The sequence below is a fragment of the Mycoplasma bradburyae genome (genome assembly GCF_024339025.1).
GTDB classification, from domain to species: domain Bacteria; phylum Bacillota_I; class Bacilli_A; order Mycoplasmatales; family Mycoplasmoidaceae; genus Mycoplasmoides; species Mycoplasmoides bradburyae.
The window spans coordinates 181,724-199,685 of sequence record NZ_CP101415.1; the positions used below are offsets into that span (position 1 = coordinate 181,724).

Sequence of the window (17,962 nt, forward strand, 5' to 3'; positions counted from 1 at the left end):
TATGTTATTTCTAAAAAAATTCCATGCCCAAGGATTCAAGTCCTATGCGGATAATATAAACTTCTCGTTCGACGAACACGTAACAGGTATAGTAGGACCTAATGGTTCAGGTAAATCGAACGTTGTAGACGCCTTAAAATGAGTTTTAGGGGAACGTTCTATGAAAAACTTAAGAGGGAAAACTAGTGATGACGTTATTTTCTTTGGTTCTCAAGAAAAACCAGCATCTAAGTTTGCAGAAGTAAGTTTAACATTTGATAACTCTCAAGGTTATTTACATGATAAAAGAAAAGAGATAACTGTTACTAGACGTGTTTATCGTGGTAGCGGTGTATCTGAATACCTAATTAATGATGAACCATCTTCATTAAAAGAAATTAATGATATATTCTTGGATTCAGGACTTACTAAAGGTTCATTATGTATTATTTCGCAAAACACGGTATCAAACTTTATTGAAGCTAAGCCAGAAGACCGTAGACAGATCTTTGAAGATGCTGCTGGTATTGGTAGATATGCTAAGAAGAAACAAGATGCAATTAAACAGATTGCTAGAACTAACGATAACCTAAAAGAAATAACGACTATTGTTAATGAACTTAATAGAGATCTTAAAAAATTAGGTCAACAAGCTGAAAAAGCTAAACTTTATAGCGAAACCAAAGAAAAGCTTAAAGAATTAGAAGTAACCTTATCAGTTAATGAATATTTAATATCTCAAAAAGAAATTGAAACATTATCTGAAGAAATTTCTAAGATTGACGAGCGTTTAGCTAAAAACGATCCACAATTACAAATCAATCAAGAAAAGTTAGAAACGTTTAAAAAGCGTTATGCTACTGCTGATAACAATGTTCAAAAGATTCAAGATGAATTACAAAAGATCTATGATGAAATCGCATCATTAGAAAAACGTAATGTATTTAATGATTTACAACTAAGATCAGATCTAGATTCTAACGATAAAAATAAGAAAATTAAGGCGTTAGAACAACTATTAAAATCAGCAGAAGAACAATTAAAGAAATACTTTAATTTAATAACTACCTGAGAAGAAGAATTAAAAACGCAACAAATCGAGAAAAACGATTTATCAATTCAATTAGAAGAACTTAAAAAAGAATTATCTGCTCATCAAGTTAAACGTTACCAAGCGAATTTACAATTACAGTTTTTGCAAAACCAAAAACAACAACAATTTGCTCAAGACATCGGGGTAAGTACAGTATTAAACAACAAAGACGCTATTGGTGGTGTGCATGGGATTGTTCAAGATTTTATTAAAGTTGATGAACAATACGAAGTGGCGATAGCTACCGCGCTTAATAGAGCGGCTAAAAATATTATTGTTGATAGTAACCAAGATGCTATTAATGCTGTTAATTTCTTAAAAGCGAACAGAGCTGGTAAAGCTACATTCTTACCATTAGCTAACTTAAAAGATCGCGAAGTTAAGCAAGAACACCTTGAAGTATTAAATCAAGTTAGTGGTTATTTAGGTGTTGCTTGTGATCTAGTTAGTTATCACGACAAATACGACCCAGCAATCAGAGCATTATTAGGGCAAATAATTATTGCATCAGATTTAGAAACGGCTACTAAAATTTCTAAATATACTTACCAACTTTATCGTGTTATCTCATTAGGTGGTGATATCGTTAACGCAGGTGGCGCGATTACTGGTGGTGCTGAGTCTAAACAAGCTCATACATTATTTAATGTTGATGAGAAAATTGACTTCTTTAAAAACGAAGTTTCTGTATCTGAAAAAAACATTAATGAATTAGGTAAAAAGATTGAGTTTTTAACTGCTGATTACCAAAAGAAAGAAAACGAATTTACCGAGAAAAAGAACGGAATTCAACGTTATCAAGACCTTGTTGTTATTGAACAAAAAAAGATCGATGATTACAAGATTCAATACGAACAATTAACTGATAAAACTTTTGACGGTGAAGAAGTTAAATGGGATGATAAAAAAATCAAGACCGAGTTATTTAGTTTAGAAACTAAGAAAACAACTTTAGTTCAAGATTTAAAAGTTAATCAAGAAGCTAAAGAAATGTATCAAAAACAAGTTGCTCAACTTGAAAAAGAAGTTAATTCATTCCATAGAGAAATTGATGATGATAAGAATGATAAACTAAAACACCGTGAATTATTAACTAAACACGAAAATATCATTTATTTATCTAAATCAAAGATTAATGAATCATATGGAATGGCAATTGAGTTTGCAATTGAAAACTATAACAAACCATTACCTATTTCATTGTCTCAAGCAAAAAACGAAGTAGTTAAGCTTCAAAGCACCTTAAATAATCTAGGTGCTATTAATATGGAAGCTATTGAAGAATTAGATATCAAGAAAGAACGATATGAAAAACTTTATAGCCAACAACAAGAATTAATTAATGCTCGAGAAAGAATTAATGAAGCGATCATCAAACTTGATGAAAAAGCAATTCAAGAATTTGATCAATTAATTAATGATTTGAATAAAGAATTACCTAAGACTTTCTATTACTTATTTGGTGGTGGTAACTGTGAAATTCGTTATTCAAATATTGAAGATAAATTAACTAGTGGTATTGAAGTATTTGCTTCGCCTCCTGGAAAAAATATTGGTAATCTAAATTTACTATCTGGTGGTGAAAAAGCATTAGTTGCGTTATCAGTTCTATTTAGTATTCTTAAAGTTTCTTCTTTCCCATTAGTAGTTCTAGATGAAGCTGAAAGTGCGTTAGATTTAGCTAACGTTGAACGTTTTGCTAACATCATTAAGAATTCATCTGATCAAACACAATTCTTAATCATTACTCACCGTGAAGGGACGATGGTTAAATGTGATAAATTAATTGGTGCTACGATGCAAACTAAAGGTGTTACCAAAATGTTATCAGTATCTTTACATCAAGCTAAAGATCTTGCTGAAGAAGTTGAGGGTGATTAATGAGTTTTATTAAAAAATTATTTAGCAAATTCAAGAAAAAACCAGACACGGTTGAAGAACTAACCAAAAAGAATCAAGAAAATTCATTATTTGAATCTAATCAAGAAAAGTTTGATGATGGCTTAAAGAAAAGTTCTAGTTCATTTTCAGAGATCATCAACCAACTATCAACCAAATACGTAACTCTTAATGAAGAGTTTTACGAAGATCTATTTGATTCATTTGTGCAATTAGATATTGGTTATAATGCTACTAAAAAGATTGTGGATGCAATCACTGAAGAGATTAAATACCAAAAGGTAATTGATCCAACATTAATAAAACAAATTATCGTTGATAAATTGTTTGTATACTACATTCAAGATAGTGAAGTAAATATCGACCTAAATTATCAAAATAACCGGCAAAATGTCTTTTTAGTAGTAGGTGTAAATGGTGTTGGTAAAACCACTTCAATTGCTAAGCTTGCTAACTATTATAAGAAGTTAAATAAGAATGTTTTATTGATCGCTGCTGATACATTCAGAGCAGGTGCTGTAGAACAACTTAATATCTGAGCTAATCGATTAGGAGTTGATATCTATAAAGATGAAACTAAGAAAGATCCAGCAGCTGTTATCTATGAAGGTTTAAGCTATGCTAAAGATAAAAACTATGATTTAGTAATTTGTGATACCTCTGGTAGATTACAAAATAAAGTTAATCTTATGAATGAATTGAAAAAGATTAATGGTGTGATTGAAAAATTCATCCAACGCAAAGTTGATGAATCATTGCTAGTATTAGATGCGACAACTGGTCAATCAGGCTTGATGCAAGCTAAAGTTTTTCATGAAGTAAGTAACATTACAGGGATCATTCTTACCAAGATGGATTCATCTTCTAAGGGTGGAATCATTTTAGGGATAAAAGATCTATTTAATATACCTGTTAAATTAATTGGATTAGGCGAAAAACTCGATGATTTAGTAAGTTTTGATTTACAAAAATATTTAATTTCATTAACTGCTAATCTTAAGTTAGATTATGAAAAAACAGCCAATTAATTTTGAAGAATGAAACTTATTAAATGAGTTATTTAGTTGTTATCAAAAACTTTTATCTGAAAAGATCACAATATACTTAGAAGAGTTTTTAGTCAACAATCTTTCATACAATGAAATTGCGACAACATACAATGTTTCCAAGTATGCTGTATATGATCAGATTCAAAAAGGAATTGAACAATTAAAAGAATATGAAAAACTTTTATTGTTAAACCAATTATCAAAACAAAGAATTGAGCTTTATCAATCAATTATAGATAATGAATTGAAAGCTAAGTTACTTAAGCTAGAAAACAAATAAAGAATTTAAAAAATATTAAAATTAAAGATAAACAAAAGGTAAATAATATGTCATCAAAATTAAAATTAAAAAAAGATATCGATTACTCAACTGAGATTACAGTTTCGCAATTCTTTATTGATCCTGCGATGTTGCAACAACAAAGAGAAAGAATTAAAGCAGCATTACCTAAAGAAATGAGCGATGAATCAATCATGCAATATGAATTGTTACAATTAACAATTAAAGATAATCTGTTCTCAGCAATCATGAACTATTTAGCGGATCATTTCGAATTCGAAATGTCAGAAGAACAAATGAAATCAGTTATCGAACAACTAAAATTATCAGGTGTTAATGCTGATGAAAATATTCTGAAGAATATGGCAGATAAGATTATCAAAAAAGGCTTAATGTTCGATCATTTTGCTAAAGAATGAAATGTCAAAGTAACTGATGAAGAAGTTAAAAACATGCTGGATGCTTATTACGAAAAAACTAATCAATCAATCCACGATGTTTTGAATGACAAAAACAAATTTGAATCTGTAAGAGTTTCAATCCTTGAAGAAAAAATGGTGATGAAAACAATTAGCAAATTTGCTCTTAGATTCAATTTACAAAACCCTAATTACCAAGAAGAATCAAGTGATTCTGACAAGAGCGTTAATTAATGTTAAACACTGTTTTATTACAAGGTTTAATTGAAAGCTACAAATGATCCAAGAATAAAACAGGGTTTTATGTAACAATTACTCAAAAACGAAGATTTGGCAACAACACCTTTACGGATTACTATGTGATATATGCTAATGATCAATTGGGTAAGGAATTAGAAAAATACGTATTAAACCACGAATATTTAGCAATCAAAGGATCACTGACCACCTATCAAGATAAGAAGACTAAAATCTGAAAAACTCAGATTTTAGCCGAAAAAATCTTACTTAATTAAAAGAATAGAATTTTATATGCTTAACTACTTTAATACAGCTTTATTAATACTTCAAATCGTTCTAAAAAAACAAGACGAAGCAATCAAGTTTGGGCAACTTCAAGTAAATGATCAAGGATTTTATCTAGATTATTTATCTGAAACAATTAAGATTAACCCAGAAGACTTTAACAAATTAATTAAGTCATTAACTAAACTAACCTCATCAGCTAAAACGATTAAAACATTAGAAGTTGATAAACAAAAAGCTAATGAACTATTAATTAATCAACCACACTTATTAGAACTAATTAATGAATCTAACGAAGAATTAGTTAATTTAGCAATCGTTGATGAAGAATATTATTATTTACCAATCAAAGGGTTATTAGATAACACCAAACTAGTAAAAGCATTTAATTTCCAATCAGTGGGTGGTGCTTATTTTAAAGGTGATAAAGATAATGTTGTGATGGTAAGACTAAATGGTTTTGGTTTTGAAAATGACAAAGTGATGCAAGACTATTTAGCTGTAATCGAAGAACAACGCCAAAGAGATCATAGAAGAATTAACAAGATTCTTGAACTATTTACCTTTAACCCATTAGCTGGTCCAGGGATGCCGATATGACTACCTAATGGTCAGATTGTAAGACAACTAATTGGTGATTACGTACACAGCGTTCAGAAAAAATTCGGTTTCTCATTCGTAAACACCCCAGTTTTAGGTAGTGTTGATCTTTATAAGAAATCAGGTCACTATGCTCACTATTCTAAAGATATGTTTCCAGAAATGAAGTTATTAGATGGTGATAGCATGATGTTAAGACCTATGACTTGTCCTCATCACTGTTTGGTATATCTAAATAAACCTAGACATTATGATGAACTACCTATGCGTTTATCAGAAGATGCTTTATTACACCGCTACGAAGCTTCTGGTGGGCTTACAGGGCTTGAACGCGTTAGAGCAATGATGTTATTAGATAATCACATTTTTTGTCGTTTAGATCAAATTAAATCAGAGATCTTAAACTCATACAATGTGATTAAAGAAGTTATCAATACCTTTAATCTAAAATTCCATAGAATAGATTTATCTTTACATGATCCTAATGATAAAGAAGGGTTTATTGATAACCCAGAAATGTGAAAACGTTCTGAAAAACAATTAGAAGACGCTTTAATTGATCTAGGTCTAGAATATACTAAGCAAGTAGGTGAAGCAGCTTTTTATGGTCCTAAGATTGATTTCCAAGTAAAAACAGCTCTTAATAAGATTATTACAGTATCAACTATTCAATTAGACTTCTCTTTACCTAGTCCTGAGAAGTTTGATATCAAATATAAAAACAAGAATAATGAATATGAGCAAGGGGTAATTATTCATTTAGGGATAATTGGTACTTATGAACGATTTGTAGCCACTTTATTAGAACAAACTAAAGGAGCGCTTGATCTTTGATTAGCGCCTAAACAAGCAACAATTATTCCAGTTAATAATTCTGTTCATTTAGAAGGTTGTAACAAACTAGCTAAAATCCTAGAAGGTTATGATTTAAGAATAAGTGTTGATAGTCGTGATGAAAGATTAAATAAGAAGATCCGTGATGCGCAAATCAACAAGATTCCTGTACAGATCATTGTTGGGGATAATGAATTAAAAGATCTTAACAAAATAACTTATCGTTTATACGGTCAAGAAGATTCAAACCAATTAGGTATAGATAAGTTTATCGATTTATTTAAGAAACCTTATTAATAAAACTGATAGATGAATAAAAATAAGTTATTAATTATCGATGTGGATCTCAGGACGATTTATGATTCAGGTTATGATATTCAAAAATTAACAGAATTTATTAAAGAATTACAAAATCGTTTTGAAATCCTTGTTAGTTCAACAAGTTGGCACAAAAACATCATTAACTTTATCAACTTAGTTAATCTAGATGTAAATGATGTCAATTTAGTAGCTTCAGATGGAGCTTGCTTATGAAAAAAATCCGATAAGAAATTTTATTACGAAGGATTTTTTAAGAAAAATGATTATGATTTGATTAACCATTTTGCTTTAATCAAACAATCAGGAATCGTAATCGAAGGAGCTTCTAGTGTAGATAGTTATGACAATCTGATGACAACCTACTTCTTGAATTACAATGCAATTAAAAAAGCTAGTTTAAGATGAAAATACCGAATGGATTGGAATAATGATTATGCAACTTTTAATGAAGCTCTTAATAAAATGTTGGTAAGTCAGATTTATTTATACAACATTAAAGAATGAATTAACTCAGAAGATTTTAATCAAACTATATTAGATAACGAACGGTTTGATTTCATTAAACTAAATGATGATGACGGATTGTTTATTAATAAAAATATTAATAAATACAAAACGATTAAAAAACATTTCGAAGATCGGTTTTTAATCTACCTATCCTTAAACAATAAAATTGATGTAAGTTTATATGAGCGTTTTGATTATTGTGTAATCCCGACTAATATGAATGAAGAATATAAAAATAATGCTCATTTCATTTACGAACCAAATGACTTAGATTCCTTATTAAAAAATCTCCAATCGATAATTTAGAAAACTTTTTTATTATTTAATAATAAGTAAAACTCTTTAACAACTAGAGCTTATAATAAGTTAATATAAAGATATATAGAATTTAAAAATTGTGCTAAACCATCAAATTGAATGGGCGATAAATAACAATGAACCCGAAGTTTTATAAGAAATTAATTAAGAATTTAACAAAATTAAAAAAGAAAGCATTTAAGAAATATGGTGCTTATGATTTTAATTTTGCTTATGATATCAAAGCTAAGTTTTATTTAGTTGGTATTAATAATGAAACTGGTGAAACTTTTAACTTAATGAAGCCTAAAAAAGCTTTACCTAGTGAATTATTTGGTCTTGATCACCAACCGTTTAGCTTTGTAAATAACCATTATTATATAGATGCTATCAGCAGTGAAACTGGTGAACAAGCATTATTAAGATACAACGTTATTGATCAATCATTGATTAATACTGATACTAATGACGTTGTAGATCCTGCTTTTTATACAGATCTTGATGGATATGAACTAGATTTTTCTAGTTATTATGGTTCTGCTATTGATCTAGCAGAAATGCCAACTGAAGATGAAGTAACTTTAGATGATGGTAGTTATGATAATATCCAACAAGAAGAAGGCGAAGAATCTCAAGAACTTACTGAAGCAGCAGAAACTACAGAAGCTTATGATCCAACTCAAGCAGTAGAACCTACTCAAGCTTATGATCAAGCTCAACAAGACCAAGCTTCATTAGAATATGTTGATCCAAACGCTCAACAAGTAAATGCTTACCAAGATTCAAACGCTCAAGTTGGATATGATCAACAAGAATATAACCAAGCACAATACGATCCAACTCAAGCTTATGGGGATATGAACACCCAAGCTTATGATCAAACCCAAGCTTATGATCAAGCACAATATAACCAAGCAACTCAAGGTTATGGTGATATTAATGCTCAATATGATAAAGCAGCAGGTTATATCGATCCAACTCAAGCACAAAACTTTGATCAACAAACCCAAGCATTTGATCAAGTCCAAGGATTTGATCAACAAACACAATACAACCAACAAGCACAATTCGAACAACAAGCCCAAGGATTTGATCAACAAGCACAATTTGATCAAACACAAGGATTCGATCAACAACAATATAATCAGCCTCAATTTGATCAAACACAAGGGTTTGACCAACAAGCACAATTCGATCAAACACAAGGATTCGATCAACAATACAATCAACCTCAATTCGATCAACAAGCGCAATATAACCAACAACCTCAATTTGACCAAGCTTATGCTGATGTTAATGTTGATAATGGTTACAACCAACAAGCACAAACTTATGATCAAGCGCAATTTGATCAACAGCAAGTAATTGATCAACAACAAGATCAATATGAACAACAACCTTTAGAACAGCAACCAGTTGAAGAAGTTCAAGATCAACAAACTGTTAATGAGCCAGTAGTTGAACAACCAGTAGTTCAACCACAAGAACCAGAAGAAGAAATTCATGAACCTGTTAGTGTTCAAAAACAAACTGTTGCTAAACCAACTCCTAAGAAACAACCGGCTAAGAAGATTAGATATGCTATTAAGAAGCCGTTACCTAAACCTGAAGCTAAGTTGCAAGAAGAAGTTGTTGAAGACATTGTTTCAACACAACCAGAAGTTTTAGAAACACAAAATCCTTCAATTAATGAACAAGTTGTTGCTCAACCAGTAAGTGATAATCAACCAGAAGTAGTTCAAGCTGAACAAGCTGTATCTGAACAACCAGTTGTAGAAGATGTAGTTATTAAACAACCAGAACAAGAACAATCTGTAGTTGAAACTAAGGTTGAAGAAGCTATAGTTGCTCAACCAGTTCAAGAAGAAGTTGAAGCTCAAGTTAAAACTGAAGTTGAACAAGATCAACCAGAAGAAGAACAACAAGAACAAGTTCAAACTCAACCAGACGCTCAAATTGATCAAGATCAATCTGAAGAAGTAATTGAAGAAGTTCAAGTTCAAGCTCAAATCCAAAAAGAACAAGATCAACCTGAAGAAGTATCTGAAACTGATTCTGAAATAGAAGAAGAAATTCAAGAAGAACAACAAGAACAAGTTGTTGAAACTCAAGCTAAAGAAAAATCTGAAGCAGAAATTGAATCAGATGAAATTGAACAAGTTGAAGAACAACCTGAAACTAAAGTTAAAGAAGATTTAATTGAATTAGCTAACGAACAAACAAAAGAAGAATCAGATGAAGATAATTCTGATTTTGATAACATTCTTTATCTAGAAGAAGATGATGAAGTTATCCAAGAAGCTAAACCAATTGAATCTAAAGATGATTCAATTACTATCCAACAAATAGAACAACCTGCTGAACAAAAAGCTAAGAAGAAAGTAAGTTTAGCTGACTTAGAACAAATTCCTGTAGTTATTAACTTACCTAAATTTGAAACTCCAAAAGTTCAAGTTGTACCAAACAATAACAAGGTTGATCTAAACAAGAAAGAATTCATTCAGTTCAAACCTGAAGTTGCGCAAGTTGCTAATAAACCATCAATTCATTCTAACAATATTCAAAAACAACCATTTGTTATTGAAAAACCTAGTCCGTTAATTGAAAGAGTTGCTTATGTTAGTCAAAACATAACACCAATTCCACAAATAATTAAGACTCAAACTCAACATGATAACAGCAATTTATTATCTAAATTAGATGATAAATTCAACCTTGTTAGTACTAAGACTAAACCAAAACAAGAACCAATTGATATCAACGAAATCAAATTATCTGACTTCTCAATTAAAAAACAACCTACGAAGTTAAGAGACTTTGAACCAATTGAAGAAAAACCTTCTAAACCAGAAGAGGTTAAAGTTGAATCAATTAAATCTGAACCAGTTCAAGAGTTAATTCAACAACCGACTCAACCTAAAGTTCAACCTGAGATCACTAGATTAGAAGAATTAGTTGAAATCAGACAAGATCAAGAATCAATTAGAAAGCTTGAAAGTTTAGTTGAAGAAAACCGTAAGTTAGTTGATCAAGTTAAACAACTTAATGAACAAAACAAAAAAGTTGATACTAAACCTGATTTCGAAGAAGTAGCCAAAGAATTAGTTGAATACTTAACTAACAAGATTAAAGAAGTACCAACTCCGGTTGTAAAAACTGAAGTTGTTAAAGAAATTGTTAGACAAGAACCAACTTACATAGAACCTACTAGACAAAAATCGCTTCATGATACTTCAAGAAGAGAATTAGAACAAGGTGAACCTGTAAGAGTATTAAAACAATACGTGGAAGAATCTGACGATCTGCTTAACCGTGTTGTTGCTACTAAACACAAACAACCAACAGCTGAACAATTAGACTTTTTAGTTCAACAAGTAGTTGATGCAGAAGAAGATGACGCACCAATTACTCCAATAGCAACTAAGAGAACAGAAAAAACAATTCAACAAAAACTACAAGAGCTATCTGAAGAACAAACACAACCAGTTGTTCAAGTTCCTGTAATTACTCAAGAACAAGCGCAACCTGCAATGCAACTTCAAGTTATGCCTGGTATTAACAATGTTCCGGTTCAACAAGCGTTGCAATATCAACAACCTATGATGCAACCGATGTTAAATCAGCAACAGATCTTAAATAGATCAGTAATGCAAAATCAAACAATGAACTCTGTTGCAGGACAAATTAATCCAACACAACAAATTGTAGAACCAATTGTTCCAATTCAGGCTCAAGTTCAACCTAATACATTTAATCAACCTCAACCTAGTCAAGTTGTTCAAACTCCTATAACTCCTCAACAAGATATATTTGAACAAAAACTATTCTTAGAACCTGAAATTCAAGTTCAACCACAGGCTTTATACACAGCTTCTAGAGATCCTAAGCCAGAACCAACTATTAACCAACAACCAGTTTATTCTGAATCTAGAGTTCAACCTACGGTTAGATTTGATGCTCCTAGTCAACCAGATTCTAAAGTTGCATATCATTCAACTAAAGAATTTGATGATCGATACAATGAATATGATTCTAGATATCCTCAAGAATCAGAACCACAAGGATACGAACAAGTTCAATACGATCAACCAGAACAACAACAAGTTGAAGAGTTTTATGAAAAACCGGTTGATAGAATTAATCAAGCTAATGAATATCAAGATTTAAGATATCAAGAACAACCAACTAAATATCAACAAGCTCAAACTAGATATCAACAATCTGAATCTAGATATCCTCGAGATAATAGATTTAGTCAAGAACAAAGATATCCTCAAGATCCAAGATTTACTCAAGAACCTAGATATCAAGAAGATCCAAGATTTGTTCAACAACCTATATATCAAGAAGAACCAAGACTTGTTGAAGAAGTTAGATATCAAGAAGATCCAAGAAGAATCATTACTTCATCTAGTGAGTCATCATACGAACCGAATTACTACAACAATAGAGAACCGTATCAACCATACGAACCTAGAAGAAGTAGTTATGAAATTAGAAAACCGGTTGCTTATTATCTAGATAAACCTTCTAGAAGATACCAACAATTACCTATTAGACCAAATAATAGTGTTGAATCTAGACAATTAACAGTTCCTTCTAACAACAGACATTTATCAATAAGAGATACTAACTACTTAAGATACAAAGAAGGTTATGGATATGATTATGATCGTCCATCAACTCAATACTATAGATCTAATTATGATACTTATGTAAAAGAAGTTAGAAGACCAAGTGCTCAATCAACTCCTATTAACGCATTAGTGCCTAGACCTGTAAGTATGTACCAACCAGTGCTAGCTCCTTATCGTAGAATGCCTGCATCTAGAAGAATGGTTCCTTTACCTCCTTCAGTAAGAAGAGTAAGCTATTCAGGCAGAATGTCACCTCCTAGAGTTGTTAGATCATACAATCAACAACCTTCAATGAGAAGATCACCATTAACTAGAGGATACTGATAATGAAACCAAATCAAGATGTCGCATTAGAATTCTTTATAACACATACTGATTACTTAATTAATGATGTAGTCAGTATCCAAGAGATTCATAATGGCTTTACTAATATCTCTTATCTTTTAAAAACAAAAGATAAGAAACAATACCAAGTCAGGTTTGCTCAGAATAACGAATTAGTCTCGCGAATTAATGAATACGAAGTAATCAAACTATTAAAAACTGATTTGTTTATCTTCTTTGATAAACAAACAGGAGATTGTATTAAAAAATGAATCCCTGGTAAAGAAGTTGATTACTTTGATAAACTAAGACTTGATAATTTAGCTAAAGCTATTAAACAGATCCACCAAGTAGATATCTCCAATAGTTCAGTATTAAAGATTAACTACTTGGCAGGAATAGATAACGCTAAATTATCAACAAGACACAAGAAACTATATTATCACTTAATCAATAAATACAAGAACTTGCCTCAAACACTAACGCATTCAGATCTGAATGCTCACAACATGTTGGTAGATCAAAATAATCAAATTCATTTGATTGACTTTGAATGGTCAAGGATTAACACCCCTTATTTTGATCTAGCTAATATGGCAAGAGAATCCTTAAACTTACAACAAGCTTATTATCTTGTTGAAAGTTATCAAGGATTAGATAAAACAATCTTTAATGATTTTTTAATTATCACTTGTATCTTTGCTTTGATATGAACTTATAATATGGCTCAAACTGATAAGATTATTGCTTATCGCAAAGAAGTTCAAAAGCGTTTAGATCTTTATCTAAAGCTATTTATAGGTAATATCTAAATTATAGAAGCTTGTGATTATAAAAAAGCGTTATAATATATAAAAAATTAATAAATTTATTTAATATAAAAGAAATTTAGAAATCATAAATTAACTATTATGTTTAAACTTAAAAAGTTAAAATCCAAATTAATCGGACTTAGCTTTGTATTACCAGGAGCAATTGCTCTTGGTAGTGGTTTTGGTGCAAGTAATCAAAACAAACAACAGCATTCACATAAATTAGTGCTTCACGATGGTGAAGATAATTCTGTTGGTCCTAAAAATATTACTTCAGAAGCTTGATTTTACCCAGTAGTTGGTTCAGGGGCTGGGTTGATTGCAGTTTCTTTAATCTTAGGTCTTGGAATTGGAATTCCGATTGCTAAGAAAAAAGAAAGAATGATGCTTCAAGAACGTGAAGAACACCAAAAAATGGTGGAATCACTAGGTATGATTGAACAAGAAAATCAAGCGCAGACTACTGAAGAAGTTCAAGAAATTGATCAAGCTCAACCAAATCAAGAGAATTTAGCTTTACAAGCAAGTGCTCAACCTGGAGTGATTAATCAACCTAATATGGGAATGGGTCAACCTAATCCAGGTATGATGAATCCTAATATGCAAGCTCAAGGTAATAATTCAAATATGAGCTTTGCTAATAATCAAATGGGTCCAAGACCTGGCTTCCCTGGACAACCAGGACAAATGCCAAACCAAATGGGTCCAAGACCTGGCTTCCCTGGACAACCAGGACAAATGCCTAACCAAATGGGTCCAAGACCTGGTTTCCCTGTTCAACCAGGACAAATGCCAAATCAAATGAGTCCAAGACCTGGTTTCCCTGGTCAAATGCCAAACCAAATGGGTCCAAGACCTGGTTTCCCTGGTCAAATGCCAAACCAAATGGGTCCAAGACCTGGTTTCCCTGGACAAATGCCTAACCAAATGGGTCCAAGACCAGGTTTTAATCCTCAAAACGGACCAAGATAAAGTTTAAATATTTAATCTTTTAGTTTCTTATTTAGATTTAATTTAAATAAGAAACAGTTAAAAAATTTATTAATATTTTTATTTTCTTATAAAATAGTATAAGAATAGTCAATATTAAAAAAACTATTTGTTAATAAATAATAGAAATTGAAATCGTGAAAAAATCTATTTTAAAATTATCGGCCACACTTACTCCCTTTGCTTTAATTGGTTTAGGTAGCTTTGGTTTAGCGGCTATTAATGGCGCTAAACCAAGTGATGCTAAACTAGTTAAGCACGAAGGTGAATCGGCTCAAGAAAACCAGTCTAATCTTTTAGACACAGCTCGCAGATGAAGAAACTCTAACTTTACATCTGCTTCTATTGAAGGTACCAACCCTGGTGCTTTAGTTTTAACTGGCAAAAAATCTATTAGCCGTATCGATTTATACGGTAACGTTGTTTGAACATTTGATCCAGCAAGCAGCGATTTAGGTGAAAAAGTTGGTTATTACGATGCTAATAACGAATTTAAACAGTTTACAGGAACTGTACCTTTCCAAGTATCTGATTTAAGTTCTAAAACTGTAGTAGAAGCTATTCAAGATCAACAAGATCCTAATGCTTTCTATTTATTATTAATTCCAGATGTAGCAGTTGCTCAACAACAAGAAACTAAAGATCACACTTTTGAGAATTACTATCAAGCAGACGAACCTGTTAGTAATCCTGTTACAGAAGAAACAACAGCAACTGGTGGAGGAGCTATGGCTGCAGCTGTTAGATCATCAGTTAAATTGGTTGATGATGACGAATCATCTAGCGATTCAAGTGAAAATGCTGGGATGGTTATAGAATATAATAGCGAACAAAACAAAATAGCTAAACCTAAAGCTTTAGTTAACGAAAACGAAAGTTATTCCTCAATAAATGGAAATAACAGTTATGCTAATATAAATAATCAAAAAAACCTTCAAGGTGTAATCGTAAAAGTTAACGAAAATTTATTTAATAAAAATACTCCATTTTTAGTAGAAAACATGTCTTTCATTAAACCTAAAGACATGGTTGATAACTATCCTTCCAATTGGAAAAAACCTACAGAAAACAGTAAATATACTAATGTTCTTGAGTTTTATGATGCTAATAATCCAGAATATATTCCAAATAGAGGATATTTTAACGCTAAATACTTCCCTAGACGTCTTGAAACTAGAAAAAATACACCATTAGTTGATAGTTCATTCTCTCCAAATGAACATCCAGAATGATTCGATGAACAAAAAAACTTTGTTATGCCATGGATGCAATACATAACAAATTTAGGTGGTCTTTACGCTAAAAATAACACTGTTTATTTATTTGGTGGTAATGGTACTTGAGTAAATAATGAAACTGCATTAAGTATCGGTGTTTTTAGAACTAAATTCGGATCAAGTTCTACTGAAGCTCCAGGTACATCGAAAACTGTAGGTTATCCTTACGCGATTTTACTTTCTTCGATTTCAATTCAAAAAGCTAATTTAACTCAATTCGTTCCAGGTGTTGCTGGATTAGGTCAAGATTTAGGTTACCACTATGTTCCTAGATTGGCAGTTGGAGGTGTAAGTTCTCCTAAATCTGCTGGCGGAAATATATTTATAGGTTCTACTATTACTTGAGGTACTAATGGCGGAACAATATTAGATACTAAATGACATACTCCTTCAGTTATTGAAGATTCAACAAAAACAGATAAAACAAAAACTATTGCTAGTAGTGGGTCTAAAACTATTCCTAAAAGATGATCAAATCTTTACGATTACAATTCAACAAGTTCAGCATCTTTATTAAGTAAACCTGCTGGCGGTAATACAAAACAAGTTGAATCATTATTTTCTACAGCTTTAAAATTAGATGCATTAAACGCATTACCTGATCAATTTGACGAACAAAATAAAGTCGTATTTACTTATGCTATGCTTGATGGTCGTCAATGAAGTTTAGGTTCATGAAAAGATAGTACATGATTTGTTTCTGACAACATTAATAACTTCAATTACAACACTCAAAACCAATTAGCTGGCGGAGGAGAAAATAGAAACCCAAGAAATATATTAAATGCATTAACAACCGCTAGAGGTTTTGATCGCAGAGATATTGGTAATGTGGTTTATACATATTCTAGCACTAATCAAAGTTTAACTTATTATTACCAAGTTGGTGCAACAATTACAACATGACCAGAAATTAAAGCTAATTACAAAAATAATGCTAATATCAATTTCTATCATCTAAATAAATCTGACTTTGGTAGTACAACGAATGATCAAAGTGGAGATCAATCAAAATTAAATAGCGCTTATAATACATCTGCTGCAGATACTTGATATAATGGATCGATTTATGTTAAAAAATCTAAATTCACTCCTAGCAGTCAAGGATATACTTGAAAAGACTTTAAAGGTTTAACAACAACTTCTTCTAAAGCTGTTATTTCAAATTGAACTAAAGCTGGGTATAGTATAAGACCTGAAGGTGATACAAGTTTTAATGTTTCTAAAATTCCTTTTGATAGAAGTATTAAAGCTGCTGTTGAAGTTAGTGCCTTAGATAGTTATTATGTTCAATTGGATGGAAGTAAATCATTAAACTCTGTATCTCGTAAGAGTTCTACTACTAATGCTTTGTCTCTAAGTGCTGATACTATAAAAAATCCTTTAAACAATAGAAACGAAGTAATTGGTCAGGGTAATTTTATTTCTAAAGACAGTATTCCTTCATCATTCTTTGAAAATAAAATTAACGATATTATCGTAAAAGATTCTGATGGAAGTGAAGTACTTAATAGTAAATATATCAATTCAATTTACTCTTATACTCCTCCTGCTGATAATAAAGATATCAAATTAAGATTATTAGTTATTGATAGATCAAAAGCTACTAACGATTTCATTAAATTATTACCTCAAGTTTTAGTTGATGGTGAATATGTTCCTGTGCCTCAAGCTAACTCAGTGTTTGTTTCTGATAGAGAATTTACAGGATTCGATGCTTTACCTGGTTACATCTTACCTGTTGCCATTTCAATTCCTATCATAATCATTGCTTTAGCATTAGCTTTAGGTTTAGGTATTGGTATTCCGATGTCACAAAACCGTAAAATGCTTAAACAAGGGTTTGCTATTTCTAATAAGAAAGTTGATATCCTTACAACTGCTGTTGGTAGTGTATTCAAACAAATTATTAATAGAACTTCAGTTAGTAACATTAAGAAATCACCTCAAATGTTACAATCTGCTAAAAAACCAGCTGCTAAACCTGCTGCTTCAGGCGCTAAACCAGCTGCTCCTGCTGCTAAACCTGCGGGTCCTGCTAAACCAACTGGTCCGGCTAAACCTGCTGCTCCAAAACCAAAAGCTCCAGCTAAATAATATAAAGTAGGTGAAATAAAAA

The 17,962-nt window shown here is 31.3% G+C and carries 11 protein-coding genes; all 11 read left to right on the forward strand.

What is annotated here, in order from left to right; genetic code table 4:
• Position 1 precedes the first annotated feature (1 nt).
• The 11 genes from NMG77_RS00820 to NMG77_RS00870 all read left to right on the forward strand — a co-directional run bounded on the left by NMG77_RS00820 (position 2) and on the right by NMG77_RS00870 (position 17,940).
• A complete protein-coding gene (locus tag NMG77_RS00820) occupies positions 2-2,953 on the forward strand; it encodes an AAA family ATPase (protein ID WP_255034814.1) in 2,952 nt (983 codons plus the stop codon).
• Positions 2,953-3,999, forward strand: coding sequence for a signal recognition particle-docking protein FtsY (gene ftsY, locus NMG77_RS00825; protein WP_255045925.1), 1,047 nt, complete (start codon positions 2,953-2,955; stop codon positions 3,997-3,999). Before NMG77_RS00820 ends, ftsY begins: the two co-directional genes overlap by 1 nt.
• Positions 3,980-4,300, forward strand: a complete 321-nt coding sequence (locus NMG77_RS00830) for a DNA-binding protein (protein WP_255045926.1) — start codon at positions 3,980-3,982, stop codon at positions 4,298-4,300. The genes ftsY and NMG77_RS00830 overlap by 20 nt, the downstream gene beginning before the upstream one ends.
• A 47-nt stretch (positions 4,301-4,347) precedes the next feature.
• Positions 4,348-4,953, forward strand: coding sequence for an MPN555 family protein chaperone (locus tag NMG77_RS00835; protein WP_255034817.1), 606 nt, complete (start codon positions 4,348-4,350; stop codon positions 4,951-4,953).
• Positions 4,953-5,234: a DUF3217 domain-containing protein gene (locus NMG77_RS00840; RefSeq protein WP_255045927.1), complete on the forward strand. Its 282-nt coding sequence runs from the start codon at positions 4,953-4,955 to the stop codon at positions 5,232-5,234. The genes NMG77_RS00835 and NMG77_RS00840 overlap by 1 nt, the downstream gene beginning before the upstream one ends.
• Before the next feature lie 16 nt (positions 5,235-5,250).
• The gene (gene thrS, locus NMG77_RS00845; RefSeq protein WP_255045928.1) at positions 5,251-6,975 is read left to right on the forward strand and encodes a threonine--tRNA ligase; all 1,725 of its coding nucleotides are present in this window, start codon (positions 5,251-5,253) and stop codon (positions 6,973-6,975) included.
• A gap of 12 nt (positions 6,976-6,987) precedes the next feature.
• Entirely contained in the window at positions 6,988-7,812 is an 825-nt protein-coding gene (locus tag NMG77_RS00850; RefSeq protein WP_255045929.1) for a hypothetical protein, read from the forward strand.
• A gap of 128 nt (positions 7,813-7,940) precedes the next feature.
• Positions 7,941-12,767 carry a hypothetical protein gene (locus tag NMG77_RS00855; RefSeq protein ID WP_255045930.1) on the forward strand — a complete coding sequence of 1,609 codons (4,827 nt, stop codon included), beginning with the start codon at positions 7,941-7,943 and terminating at the stop codon, positions 12,765-12,767.
• Positions 12,767-13,576: a phosphotransferase gene (locus NMG77_RS00860; protein WP_255045931.1), complete on the forward strand. Its 810-nt coding sequence runs from the start codon at positions 12,767-12,769 to the stop codon at positions 13,574-13,576. The genes NMG77_RS00855 and NMG77_RS00860 overlap by 1 nt, the downstream gene beginning before the upstream one ends.
• Before the next feature lie 99 nt (positions 13,577-13,675).
• Positions 13,676-14,548 carry a P30/P32 family tip organella adhesin gene (locus tag NMG77_RS00865; RefSeq protein ID WP_255045932.1) on the forward strand — a complete coding sequence of 291 codons (873 nt, stop codon included), beginning with the start codon at positions 13,676-13,678 and terminating at the stop codon, positions 14,546-14,548.
• 155 nt (positions 14,549-14,703) lie between these two features.
• Positions 14,704-17,940 carry an adhesin P1 gene (locus NMG77_RS00870; RefSeq protein WP_255045933.1) on the forward strand — a complete coding sequence of 1,079 codons (3,237 nt, stop codon included), beginning with the start codon at positions 14,704-14,706 and terminating at the stop codon, positions 17,938-17,940.
• Positions 17,941-17,962 lie beyond the last annotated feature (22 nt).